The sequence below is a fragment of the Acidithiobacillus sp. HP-11 genome, assembly GCF_015100075.1.
GTDB lineage: Bacteria > Pseudomonadota > Gammaproteobacteria > Acidithiobacillales > Acidithiobacillaceae > Acidithiobacillus > Acidithiobacillus thiooxidans.
Genome location: NZ_JACKYY010000064.1, coordinates 1 through 11,348, shown reverse-complemented (window position 1 = coordinate 11,348; position 11,348 = coordinate 1). Strand labels below are relative to the sequence as shown.

The 11,348-nt window shown below is 47.3% G+C and carries 14 protein-coding genes; 4 read left to right on the top strand and 10 right to left on the bottom strand.

Annotation, left to right across the window (positions count from 1 at the left end; genetic code table 11):
• Nucleotides 1-385: 385 nt before the first annotated feature.
• The 6 genes from H7F08_RS14005 to H7F08_RS13980 all read right to left on the bottom strand — a co-directional run bounded on the left by H7F08_RS14005 (nucleotide 386) and on the right by H7F08_RS13980 (nucleotide 4,046).
• Nucleotides 386-607, bottom strand: coding sequence for a hypothetical protein (locus H7F08_RS14005; protein WP_193640863.1), 222 nt, complete (start codon nucleotides 605-607; stop codon nucleotides 386-388).
• Complete coding sequence (locus H7F08_RS14000; protein WP_024894750.1) at nucleotides 597-809, bottom strand: hypothetical protein; 213 nt, start codon at nucleotides 807-809, stop codon at nucleotides 597-599. Before H7F08_RS14000 ends, H7F08_RS14005 begins: the two co-directional genes overlap by 11 nt.
• A gap of 265 nt (nucleotides 810-1,074) precedes the next feature.
• On the bottom strand, nucleotides 1,075-1,374 hold the full coding sequence (locus H7F08_RS13995; protein ID WP_024894751.1) for a hypothetical protein: 300 nt from the start codon (nucleotides 1,372-1,374) through the stop codon (nucleotides 1,075-1,077).
• A gap of 107 nt (nucleotides 1,375-1,481) precedes the next feature.
• Entirely contained in the window at nucleotides 1,482-2,627 is a 1,146-nt protein-coding gene (gene dinB, locus H7F08_RS13990; RefSeq protein ID WP_193640862.1) for a DNA polymerase IV, read from the bottom strand.
• Between the two features lie 263 nt (nucleotides 2,628-2,890).
• On the bottom strand, nucleotides 2,891-3,304 hold the full coding sequence (locus tag H7F08_RS13985; RefSeq protein WP_024894753.1) for a tetratricopeptide repeat protein: 414 nt from the start codon (nucleotides 3,302-3,304) through the stop codon (nucleotides 2,891-2,893).
• Nucleotides 3,305-3,479: 175 nt separating this feature from the next.
• On the bottom strand, nucleotides 3,480-4,046 hold the full coding sequence (locus H7F08_RS13980) for a hypothetical protein (RefSeq protein ID WP_193640861.1): 567 nt from the start codon (nucleotides 4,044-4,046) through the stop codon (nucleotides 3,480-3,482).
• Between the two features lie 239 nt (nucleotides 4,047-4,285).
• Between H7F08_RS13980 and H7F08_RS13975 the strand changes: the two genes are divergently transcribed.
• Nucleotides 4,286-5,047: a 2OG-Fe(II) oxygenase gene (locus H7F08_RS13975; RefSeq protein WP_193640860.1), complete on the top strand. Its 762-nt coding sequence runs from the start codon at nucleotides 4,286-4,288 to the stop codon at nucleotides 5,045-5,047.
• A 207-nt stretch (nucleotides 5,048-5,254) separates the two neighbouring features.
• Here the strand turns inward: H7F08_RS13975 and H7F08_RS13970 are convergent, their stop codons facing one another.
• Nucleotides 5,255-5,866 (bottom strand): YfgM family protein, encoded by a 612-nt coding sequence (locus H7F08_RS13970; RefSeq protein WP_193640864.1) that lies wholly within the window; start codon nucleotides 5,864-5,866, stop codon nucleotides 5,255-5,257.
• A gap of 278 nt (nucleotides 5,867-6,144) precedes the next feature.
• On the opposite strand from H7F08_RS13970, the gene H7F08_RS13965 reads away from it, so the two are divergent.
• A complete protein-coding gene (locus tag H7F08_RS13965; protein WP_193640859.1) occupies nucleotides 6,145-6,684 on the top strand; it encodes a Slp family lipoprotein in 540 nt (179 codons plus the stop codon).
• 389 nt (nucleotides 6,685-7,073) lie between these two features.
• Here the strand turns inward: H7F08_RS13965 and H7F08_RS13960 are convergent, their stop codons facing one another.
• Nucleotides 7,074-8,555, bottom strand: coding sequence for a trypsin-like peptidase domain-containing protein (locus H7F08_RS13960; RefSeq protein ID WP_193640858.1), 1,482 nt, complete (start codon nucleotides 8,553-8,555; stop codon nucleotides 7,074-7,076).
• Between the two features lie 3 nt (nucleotides 8,556-8,558).
• Nucleotides 8,559-8,942, bottom strand: a complete 384-nt coding sequence (locus H7F08_RS13955; RefSeq protein WP_081577474.1) for a hypothetical protein — start codon at nucleotides 8,940-8,942, stop codon at nucleotides 8,559-8,561.
• A 516-nt stretch (nucleotides 8,943-9,458) separates the two neighbouring features.
• Here H7F08_RS13955 and H7F08_RS13950 point away from each other — a divergent pair.
• Nucleotides 9,459-10,238: a peptidylprolyl isomerase gene (locus H7F08_RS13950; protein ID WP_193640857.1), complete on the top strand. Its 780-nt coding sequence runs from the start codon at nucleotides 9,459-9,461 to the stop codon at nucleotides 10,236-10,238.
• A gap of 601 nt (nucleotides 10,239-10,839) precedes the next feature.
• Complete coding sequence (locus H7F08_RS13945) at nucleotides 10,840-11,232, top strand: phosphate-starvation-inducible PsiE family protein (RefSeq protein WP_193640856.1); 393 nt, start codon at nucleotides 10,840-10,842, stop codon at nucleotides 11,230-11,232.
• Here H7F08_RS13945 and H7F08_RS13940 read toward each other — a convergent pair.
• On the bottom strand, nucleotides 11,221-11,348 hold a 128-nt coding region (locus tag H7F08_RS13940; RefSeq protein WP_193639917.1), incomplete at its 5' end, for a transposase. The genes H7F08_RS13945 and H7F08_RS13940 overlap by 12 nt on opposite strands.

The following is an 11,348-nucleotide window of genomic DNA, read 5'->3' as shown; positions in this document are numbered from 1 at the left end:
CCATGGCTAAMSTTCCAGTGGATCAGTCGGACGCACATCCATAACCGTGGGACGGGATACTTCTTTAGCCATGGTGTATACCTCCATCTTATAACAATAACCTTCTAACAATCATAGCCTGCTCTCAGGCTGAAAGATTTATGGGTACGCTCCAGTAAAATTTCAAGGGGGTGTATAGTGGTATCTAAGCGAATGGAATGCACGTTCTTCAGCGGTATCTCTAGGCAGCTTCCGAAACAACTGAGCGAAGCTAGTAGATGTCCTAAAGAGTGTGCCACAAGGGCTTCCTACCCCTGTGGCACAAATCATCTTCAAAGATGATAAAAAGGAGAGTAATGTTCAGAAAAATCGGGTCAGTAACATAACGGTACCGACATATTGTCAGTTAGGCCGGACCAATATCCGGATCCATATCGAGTGGATCACCCCATTCATGCCGAACCTCACCTCGCCGCCTGTCTGGAATACTGATTCCTTTGAATAACTCATGGAATGTCTTCAAGTCCGCCGGTATCGACGACAAACTAGCCAAGGACTCCATAATCTTACCAGCCTCTCTTTCGCTCATTGTCGCTACGACCATCTTATCTTCAACATTAACCTGCATGAGATACTCCTTGATAGAACGACTTTGGTTGACGGAAGTTGTTATCCATGGAAAGTACTGCCTCTGCGGAAAGATAGGCAAAGTCCAAAGTAGACCGGTTGAATTCTCCCGCTTTTTTGAGGAGCGCATCAGATACCTTATCCGCCTCAGACTTAGTCATACTTAACTGGAGTTTTCCATCGGACAGTTTCTCTAGCTTCATAATAACCTCATTAAATAAGCCAAATACGCCCAAACATTCTTAAACGTGCCAACGTTCGATCGCAAAATATGCATAAAGTTCTGTCATGCAGAAGGAACAGGAATGATAGATGCACCCGAGAAACACAGGATTGGATCAGAGATCCCCCGATAATTAGATAATAGATTCTATAAAAATGCCTTATGATAAATCGATAAGTATTCCAATTAATCAAGTTTTCAAAGCAAAATATTAATACTGCTTATGTCTATGACTGCTCTATATTTTACTGTATTTCAATATTTTTCAATCGGTTTTCCTGAATGGTGCTCACTAAATTTAACAAAGCTTCCCGCGAAAAATCCATCTGCACGCCCCTTTCTGCAGTGCCATACAGTGTGACCCGGATATATTCTTGTTCTGGATCGTGCCTTAACTGATCCACAGCCTCCAGCAAGGCCTGTTGAACCATGGGATAGAGCCGCATCTGTATCGCGGGGATCCGCTGACCTTCAGCATTTTCCATGACTAGCCCAATTTCCAGAATTGACGACTGCGCCCGATCTTTTTCATTTTCACCATCCATTTTGTATCTCTCCTGCAGTAATTTTAAACGATCTACTGCCGTTTCATTGGGTCCTTGCCATTAAAAAACAATACGCCAAACCACATCGCAACGTCCGTTATCTTTTACTATCGCCTAACGCCGCGTGATTCCACCAAGATTTCTTCCAGCAAATCCATCTGGCCAGTATGTGTGGCAGAGTCCTCTGAACAGAGCATGCCACTCACGGATACTCCCAGCAATCGGATAGATGGCTGTGATTCAACGGGAAGCGCCTTGTCCAACAAATCTGGCAGACAGGCAATAAGATCTTCTTTGCGCCAAACAGCCTGCGCATGGGTATAGGCTCTTGTGATTGTTTCAAAATCAGAAAAGCGCACCTTGATGCTGATAGTGCGTCCCGCCAGCCCCACGGTTATCAGGCGAGCGGAAACCTGGCTCGCCATTTCCTGCAAATGGGCCAGCATGACCTGAGGGTCGTTTATATTTTGCGGGAAGGTCCGCTCCGCGCCTACGGACTTTCGCTGGCGACTGGGTTGAACGGGACGTTTGTCAATGCCTCGGGCAATTTCGTAAAACCAAAGACCGGTCTTGCCGAATTGTGCGATCAATGTTTCCCTTTCGGCATTTCGGAGATCCAGAACGGTATGGATACCCAGTGTGGACAACTTTTTCACCGTGGCCGGTCCAACACCGTGGAGCTTGCCAACGGGGAGGGGAGACAGAAAGTCCACGCCCTTTTCAGGCGGGATCACAAAAAGCCCATTGGGCTTGCGCCAATCGGAAGCGAGTTTCGCCAGCAACTTGTTGTAAGATACCCCTGCCGAGGCGGTCAGACCAGTTTCCTGTTGGATGCACCAACGAATTTCCCGGGCAATCTGTACCGCCAGGACCCCATCGGCAGTGGCCGCTGTCACGTCCAGAAAAGCTTCATCCAGTGACAGAGGTTCCACAAGTGGGGTATATCTCCGTAGAATCTCCATGACCTGACGGGAGGCTTTCCGATAGGCCTCCATGCGGGGGCGGAGAAAAATCGCTTGCGGGCAGAGCGACCGGGCACGGGCGGCTGTCATGGCGGAATGAATGCCGAACCGACGGGCTTCATAGCTGCAGGTGGCCACGACACCTCGACCAGCCGGGTCGCCGCCAACGATGACGGGTTGTCCTTGGAGTTCGGGATGGTCCCTTTGCTCCACAGCGGCGAAAAACGCGTCCATGTCCACATGAATGATCTTGCGAATTTTGGTGATCTGCTCGGTCAGCAGGTTCGGCAATGAACAGTCTCCTCACTCCTCAGTTACTTAAATTCTATCAGGAACCAATCATGAGGGGAGGATGTCTTGTTACCTCCAAGTCACCTCATTGACAAGCTGCTGTAAGTAATGGGAGGGATGCCCATATGCGGGGAGTGGCTCTTGTTGGGCTCAAAAAGCCGTTCTATATGGGTGTGGCCTTGATGACCAATCCAGAATCCCCAGAAGGCCGCGAATAAAACTAACGCAAGGATCTTCAAGATACGCTTGAGCACAAAATTGGCTCATTTCTTGCGATCTTTTGCAGATTGTTGCCACCAATAAACGGCTTTATGCGTGTTGGTTGGTACACCCTCGCCGAAGTTGTAGGCGAAGGCCAGATGAAAAGCCCCATTGGCGTTTCCGGATTCTGCCGACTTACGAAACCAGATATCTGCTTTTTGCTGGTTTTTTGGAATCCCTCTCCCATAAAAATAGTGCACACCTAAGGCATTTTCTGCTGCAGGATCTCCAGCATGCGCCCATTTTACAAGTTTATTCACAGACATTCCTGCCACTGATTTTGGCATCTCCGTTACATGCACCCGAAATTCGGGGACGTGATGAACCACTAACTCACCAGCCGTTGCTGCAACGGGAATTACGGTGAGACCAAAAGCAACGTAGTAAATGCACTGGCGACATAAGAGCGTGGACATAGCACCTTCCTGGTATAGGAAAATGCCCCGTGACGTGGGGCTGAATCCGTCAAAACAGCAACGAATTCACGGCAGATGCCTGATTCCAAGAGGTCCTTGGAGTATTCGCCAACATCATCTGCTGCTCGTGTTCAGACACCGCGAGCTGGTCTTTGGGGTATATCTCGTAATGCTATCAAATGGGCAATTGAGGATGATCTGTTTTTTCAGGATGCTTCCAGCGTACTGACAGGATCTCGTGACTGGCCAAGGGATTTATGGGGGCTGCCAGTACATGGGATGTCTGAATGGGCGTCCTCATCTCTGTTCCAGGCAAAAACCATCGGGTCATCATGACCGGTTCAGGGAAGTTGAAGGCTGGACCGATGAAAGGACCAAAAGATACCCGCATGAGCTGATTCATTTGAGCGATCTGTTGATCCATTGCCACCTGCATGGAGCGCATCTGCCACAAACTCCGATTGATCAGCGCTTGCGCCTGTACTGGAGAGAGATGGCTGGCAGTCACCTGCAAATGTCCGGGATGACCTTGTGCCCCCCAAGTGACCGTTTGTATTCGGATGACACCACCGGGAATATGAATGGTTTTGTTTTCCGCAGAAACGGGAATCGAATGGCCATCCACTGAAACATAAGCTGTCGCCGCATGGGCGAGGGGTAAGGCCATAGTCGCACCGAGAAGGGGCAAGCTCGCCAAGGCAAGCCACTGGCGTTTTGTTTTCGAGAGAGGGTTTCTTTTCATGGCTATCCTCCTTGCTGTAAAAAACCCTGGGACCAAAACAATCGGATGGAAGTGTTCTTCCATCCGAAAAGACCGGAGTTCCTATCAGAAAGTTCCCTGCCAGTCGGGGTCGAACTTGACGAGGCGATGATTGTTCACGGTTTTGTTTGAAGGCTTTCACTGCAGAATCACCTGGAATTTGCTAGCGATATAATGGTCTTAGGCGGGTGAGCAATAGCAGATCATTTCGGATGGCATTTATGGATGTAATCAACAAATCGGTTATGGACAGGCTGAGCGCCCAATCCCAAAAATTTCGGCATACGCAGCCTTACCCATGGACCCGCATTACTGATTTTATTTTTCCGGAAATGTTTGAACAACTCTGCAAGGATCTTCCTGATCCCGTTCTTTTTGAATCCCAAATGGGTTACAAAAGAGCGCACGGGCAAGCAAGCCATGATCGTCTCGCACTGCAATATCGACCAGCGCTGGAGAAAGTCCTGACGCCCAGCTGGAGGGATTTTATTCACGAATTGCACAGTGAGGCTTACAAGGATTTCTGGCGCGAGATGCTCGGTTTAACATCCAGGACACCGGTTATCCTGACCATGCACTGGCATTATGCGCCATCCGGCGCCTCCATTTCACCCCATACGGATGCCCGGCGGAAAGTAGGTTCGCATATTTTTTATTTCAATACGCCAGAAGACTGGGAAGAAGCCTGGGGCGGACAGACGCTGGTACTGGATGATGGTGGCAAATGGCCACGTCATTCGGCACCGGTCTATACGGATTTGCGCGAGGCCGGGGCCTCACAGGTACTGGGGAACCGGAGTTTTCTCTTTGCGCAAACTGATCATTCCTGGCATGCCGTCAAAGCCGTGCAGTGTCCGTCAGGTCATTTGCGTAAGGTTTTTATCGTCGTTGCCAACCGCCTCACCCCGCAGGTCATCTGGCGACGCGTCCGGGGTAAAGACGCTGACGGCTACCGTCTGGCTGGTGGTGTTCAAAAAAACTAATCGTTAATAGATGATGCATATATTATGCAAGGAGAAATCCTTGCATCCCCTTTTTGCTGCCCCGATTACGGATTCTCAGATGAGGTACCTTGTCCTCAGTAATGTTGCCTTGTCGATCTGATTAACTTCAACTTTGGGATGATGACGCCGGAACAATATGGCAATTGATTCTATGCAAATTTTCTACGTGGTTTAACATTCTTATTATCATGGCACGACTCCAATATTCGCCTCTTTTAATTGTAGGTAACGGCGATATGGGCTGGTCACCGGAAGTGCGGTGATGGCCGATTTGTAAGCCTGTTCTGCCTTTTCAGGCTGATCCAAAGCGGTATAAGCATCGCCTTGGATTTCATCCGTGATAGCTGCGAAGGCCTTGCTGACCTTTGTTAATAGGATAAGTGCCTTGTGGGGATGATGATGATCCACATAGAGCCTTGCCAGACTCAGGCGGGCCAAACTATGCATGCCGAGCGGTACTTCATGATGATCAATAATCGCTTTGAAGGCTTTTTCAGCAACGGCTACCTGTTTGTCTTCCATATCCAGGCGAGCTAGAAAAAAATGCGCAAGCGTTCCATAGGGTGTGTGATTATAGGTATTTATAATGCTTTCCGCACTGGTACGGGCAACGCTATTATTCTTGTGAAACGTAGCGTTTACCAGTTCACTATAGAGCAGCGCGGCCTGTTGCATCTGGTGCTGCTGATACTTGTTGTAGCCCAAAACAGCCAAGCCAACAAAAAGAAAAAAGAGAACGCCTATAATGAGCAGCGTTCGATGACGGTGGAAAAATTCCGTGAGTTCTGGACCAGTCATTAACAACAGAATGGGTAGCAAGTGATTTATAATCTTGTATTAAGATCAGCAAGAAATCAACCCTACCTCAATTCATTTTCTGCTTCGCCTCGTCAAACCGATAGACCTTTTTGTCTACATGTTCTGTTGATGCGCAGACAATGAACAATTCATTGAACTTGCAGTCTCATACAGGGAAGCAGGATCTGGCGGTTTACCGATGGATTTGATGAATTCCTTTTGCTCCGGTTGTTTTATTACCAATGTTCAAACCTATCCATGGAGGTGGTCCGATGTGGATGATAAGAAAGAAATTTCCAGCCATTGCTTTAACAGTATCGGCCCTTCTTTCGGGCTGTGCCACCATCACTCCCGTCAGTGGAAACTTCCCGAAAATTGCGCCTGAACAGGCACAATCGGGTCGGGATGACGGGAAGATCGTACGTTGGGGTGGAAAATTGATTGAAACTCAACCCGAGGAGCACCAAACCTGTTTTACGGTATTGGGTGAACCTTTGCGTCACAATGGCCAGCCCAAATCAGAAAAAGGGGAAGCCCACACGGGCCGTTTTTTGGCATGTACTCCGGGTTTCTATGATCCAATGGTTTACAGCAGCGGACGGAACATCACCTTCGTGGGGCGGATAGTGGGCGTAGTCCATCATAAAATTGGGCAGTTCAATTATCTCTATCCCAAATTGGAGGCAGGCGCTGTTTATCTTTGGCCTCTTCGACCGATAAAACCGCCTGTCCAGGAACAGTTTTACATGGGGGTTGGGTTCGGCAATTACCCGGGTTGGTGGTACGGACCAGGTTGGGGTTTTTGGCCATACTGGTAGTGTGTTGAATGCACGTCTGATATTGTCCCTGCATAGAGAGACCCAACCGGATATTCAAGATGTTGGATTAATCAGTCGAATGTTTGGAGCGTGTTGAGTCTGTGGCTGGATGGTAGACTTTCAGGGTGTGCTGATCAGGCATATCCACGTCATGTACCAACCAGTAGTGGCCTATCTCAAAAGCGCCCCAATAACACAGAGCGAGGACTATCAGTACTAACCATTGTTTCAATGAGGCCTCCTAATAATGGGTTTGATGGTGAAAAGGTTTAGCAAGGAAGCTCCTGTCCGGAGCTTCCCTTTTGTACGCTCTTCAATGGCCAGGTAACTTGATTGACTGACCCACCCGGATCGATGTGATCTGATTGATCACCGACCAAAACTCAAACTCAACCCGGAAGCGTAATCACGACAAAAAGACTTTCATGATGGCTACGCACCCGCATAGATATCGGGGTGTTTGCCGGAAGCCCTTTTACCAACTGTGCAAATTGCTCAGGACTGTCGACACGCTGCTGGTTGATAGACAGGATAGCCATTCCGCTGTGCAAACCGATAAAAGCTGCCGGTCCCGGGTAGACCGCCTGGATCAACACCCCGTGATGAATACCCAGTGCTTTTTGCTCTTTATGCCCCAAGGTTCCAATGCGCAAGCCCAGCCGACGAATATCCAGACTCTGTTTGCTAATGGCGAGCTGCATGTGTTGAGGCATGGTGCCCACTTTAACCCGCAAGGTGTGGGGTTTACCCTGCTCTAAAACCCCAACCTTGATGCTTCTGCCTGGCGGTGTGTCTCCAACCAGTGGGGGAAGTGTACCCACACTATATATGGGATGATGGCCATAGGTGACAATGATTTCACCCGGTTTTAATCCCGCTTTGGCAGCAGGGCTTGAGGGCATAACCTGGGCAACAAGTGCTCCGACGGGCTCAGGGAGATGGAGGGCTTTTGCCAATTGAGGGGTGACGGGCTGAATTTCGACACCAAGCCATCCGAACTTCAATTTTTGGTGGCGCTCGAAAGCATGCACCGCACGCATGGCTGTATCTATAGGTATACTGAACGACAAACCCATATACCCGCCATCGTTGGTGTATATTTGATCATTGATGCCAACCACCTGTCCCCGCATGTTGAAGATGGGCCCACCCGAGTTGCCCGGATTAATGGGTACATCACTTTGAATAAATGGAATATATTCATCGTCGTGCGGCAATGAGCGATCCAGCGCGCTCACCACGCCTTGGGTGACGGTATTGTACAGGCCAAATGGCATACCAATAGCCAGGAGCCATTGACCAACCTGAAGATTTTTTGAATTGCCAAGACGCACTATGGGGAGATTGTGTGCATGAATTTTGAGTAATGCGGTGTCGTAACGCACGGATAAGCCCACAACGCGCGCACGATAAGCATGGTGATTAGTCAGGGTGACGACAATATGATGCATACCGCGCACAACGTGACCGGCAGTAAGAATGTAACCATTATGGGAAATGATAAAACCCGAGCCAAGTGCCTTGGTAACCTCTTTCACCGGGGGCGTGTAGTTCGGTAGGCCATGGAAAAAACCAAAAAAGGGACTGTTTTCTGGAAACGGATTGAAAAATCCTTGGTGACCGTGAACAATTTTTGTCGAGGAGTCCGTAATTCTGACAATGGCGTCTCCAAACTTTTTCACGATGGGGGTGAAGTCAGGCAGATTTACTATGCGTTCCGCATTAGCGGCTTGTTGAGGGGACGGCAAGGGCGTTATGGTGCCATCCGTCTGCCCGAAAACAAGATCAGACACCCCCACACTGAACCCCAAGGCAAGAGCCACAGCCAGCGTTAGGATATAGCGAGAATTTTTCCGCAGCTTGGTTTTCATCAGTTATCTCCTTGAATTTTGCGGTGTCCCTGACTCAGATTTAAATCTGCTGTGCAAAAGAATCTTGGGATTCTTGCCGGGTTTGGACGATGTGTTTTTGGCAGTCATAGAGGCCGGATAAAGCTGGCATCCTGGAACCAGGTAATCTGGATTGATATCCTGCTCCCGAGCCTGATTGGCTGACTGACAAAGGTAGTGTGCTCCTGCTACAAAGGCCAGATTATGGTGAACATCAGCCATACCTGCACCCGGATGAATGCCCAGCAAAACCAAAATGGTTAGCAATAGCCGCTTTTTCATATCCATTAATCCCATGAATAAAATTTGCTCAGCTTTATAGAACGGTGGTACTACCCGATGAATAGACAACTTCCGGGTATGTGACATAAAGAACTCTATGAATTGCCGGGTTGAGCACTATGTATTTTTCTAATGGGAAAGTTTTGCTTAACATTTTAGATCTCCTTGGACTGTAAAACTACAGATTACGTCTCTATTGGATAACATTTATGGGAACAAGTTCTGAGGTTTTCAAGTAGTGGATTAGAGTTGAGAAATTGATTGGTGCACTGTTAGAGAGATAACCCATCAGCGAGCATGACGCCAGGGAACTTTCTGGTCGGTTAAAGGTCAGTTTATCTATCTTGAATTCCGGAGAAAGAAAATGCATATCTATCTTGTTGAGGTGTGATGCGCACACCTTGAAGTGCGATGGTAGCCTTTTTAGAGGGTCGGTATCTGAATGCTAAGTATGGATATAGTTCGCAGTCACGATTATCGGGATAGAATCGTTGTTCTTATGGTCGCTCCGTGTAATGTTTCCTCCCGGTTCTGTGGTGTTAGATCACAGATGTATTGAGACTGTCTGTTGTGGATTTCTGCAACGATAAGAAGGTGGTTCACATGAAAAAAATTCGATTGATTATTCTTGCTACTGTGGTTAGTGCCTATGCCATTCCGTCCTTCGCTGGAACAGTTGCTACGGTTAATGGAAAGCCCATTGATCAGAGCGAAGTGCAAACCATTCTGTCCATGAGCCCAAACCTTGCGAAGACACCCCACGCCCGGCACCAAGTTGTGCAAAATTTAATCAACATGGAGATATTGTCACAATACGCCATCAAACATCACATCAATGAGTCCGCTAATTTTAAGACGCGTTTAGCGTTGGCTCGTGAGCAGATTCTTGCTGATGTGGCGGTGGATCATTATGTCCATGATCATCCTGTAACCGCTTCGACCCTTCAATCAGCCTACCATAATTTCGTGAAATCCATGGGAAAAAAAGAGTACAAGGTTCGGCAAATTCTGGTAAAAACGAAAGCTGATGCGGAAAACATTTTGAGAGCCCTTAAAAATGGAAAGAAGTTTAAAGGGTTAGCTCAAAAAGATTCGATTATACGGTCCGGTTCGGCGCATGGCGGTGAGCTTGGTTGGATTGTGCCTGCTATGTTTTCTGCGCCCCTGGCCAAAGCCATAGAAACCGCACCGATAGAAAAGCCATTCGGACCTGTAAAGACACAGTATGGCTATCACGTCATGGAAGTTCAGGCAACTCGGGTAATCACTCCACCATCCTTTAACGCGATAAAAGAGCGTCTTAAAGTTCAACTCGCTCAACGAGAAGCGGCCAGATTTGTCGATGATCTTCGTCATCATGCTAAAATTAAAATATTTGGCTAGCCGTAGTATGTATAATGGATAAATGTTCGTAAGTACGCTCAAGAATGAAACCATGCGTTCATGGTTGGATGGGAGCTAAATCTCATCTACTTAAATATATCTCATGAATGCTTCTGATGGAGAGGGAGGGAGATGATCTGCTTTTTAACCTTGATAGGTATGCTGCGATGAAGGATTATATCATCCTACTGATTTCGGCATTCATGGGTCTTGATTTTGTGTTATCGGGAGCGTTATGGCCGCAGTATTATTGCGCAACATTAATTATTTTTATGACCTTGATAGTCTTACAAATCTATCTAGTGTATGTGTTGCATAAAAAGGCTGGTTGGCCTGATGATTGAGTCTATGTAATCTAAAACTTTGATTTCTGGGTACCACTATACCTTAAGGTTAAGGAAATATGTGCACGCAATGCTGCTTTTCCACCACAGCATGTCTCTTAAAACGGTCTTCTGATCCGCTTAAATCACTCATGCTTTGGCTTCGAATAGCTATCTATCAGTACGCGATCTTGGCGCGTTTGCTGGTTCATCGTGAAGCAGGGCTACTGTGACATTTATTATGGATAAAGTAATCTTCACATGTGAGGGTATAAGATATGCCAATCAATCCAAAAATATTCCATAAGCTAAGAGCAAACTGGTCTGTTCTTACGGTTTACGAACGTTTTGAACAGATATTTTCAATCGCCATATCTTTCGTGATAATGGTAGTTATTGTGCTTGCTTTTGGCAGCTTTTTGTCACACGTCGTAAACCTATTGGAAATAAAAATAATTGATATAAATAATCGTACTTTTTCCACTATTTTTGGCTCTATTATGAGCTTGCTGATTGCCCTGGAGTTTAATCATACAATTTTCCACTCCATCAAACATCGTGGACAGATAGTCCGTGTTAAAACGGTGGTTCTGATTGCTATACTGGTAATAGCTAGAGAGTTCGTTTTACTGGATACCGGAAATAGGTTCCTCGCTGTTTTAAGTGGGTAGCTTGAGATCCAGCTTACCCAGTACGAGGTAAGCCATGTTAATAAAATTCTTGTGGGTGCGATAGCCCCGTGCCCTGGATTTGGCGGACTGGAGCAGACTGTTGAAACCTTCCAGAG

Coding starts and splice junctions, on each gene's coding strand:
- H7F08_RS13970 (WP_193640864.1), bottom strand. CDS start 5,866: ATGACTGGTCCAGAACTCACGGAATTTTTCCACCGTCATCGAACGCTG.
- H7F08_RS13995 (WP_024894751.1), bottom strand. CDS start 1,374: ATGGATGGTGAAAATGAAAAAGATCGGGCGCAGTCGTCAATTCTGGAA.
- H7F08_RS13980 (WP_193640861.1), bottom strand. CDS start 4,046: ATGAAAAGAAACCCTCTCTCGAAAACAAAACGCCAGTGGCTTGCCTTG.
- H7F08_RS13975 (WP_193640860.1), top strand. CDS start 4,286: ATGGATGTAATCAACAAATCGGTTATGGACAGGCTGAGCGCCCAATCC.
- H7F08_RS14000 (WP_024894750.1), bottom strand. CDS start 809: ATGAAGCTAGAGAAACTGTCCGATGGAAAACTCCAGTTAAGTATGACT.
- H7F08_RS13985 (WP_024894753.1), bottom strand. CDS start 3,304: ATGTCCACGCTCTTATGTCGCCAGTGCATTTACTACGTTGCTTTTGGT.
- H7F08_RS13955 (WP_081577474.1), bottom strand. CDS start 8,942: ATGTCACATACCCGGAAGTTGTCTATTCATCGGGTAGTACCACCGTTC.
- H7F08_RS14005 (WP_193640863.1), bottom strand. CDS start 607: ATGCAGGTTAATGTTGAAGATAAGATGGTCGTAGCGACAATGAGCGAA.
- H7F08_RS13950 (WP_193640857.1), top strand. CDS start 9,459: ATGAAAAAAATTCGATTGATTATTCTTGCTACTGTGGTTAGTGCCTAT.
- H7F08_RS13965 (WP_193640859.1), top strand. CDS start 6,145: ATGATAAGAAAGAAATTTCCAGCCATTGCTTTAACAGTATCGGCCCTT.
- H7F08_RS13960 (WP_193640858.1), bottom strand. CDS start 8,555: ATGAAAACCAAGCTGCGGAAAAATTCTCGCTATATCCTAACGCTGGCT.
- H7F08_RS13945 (WP_193640856.1), top strand. CDS start 10,840: ATGCCAATCAATCCAAAAATATTCCATAAGCTAAGAGCAAACTGGTCT.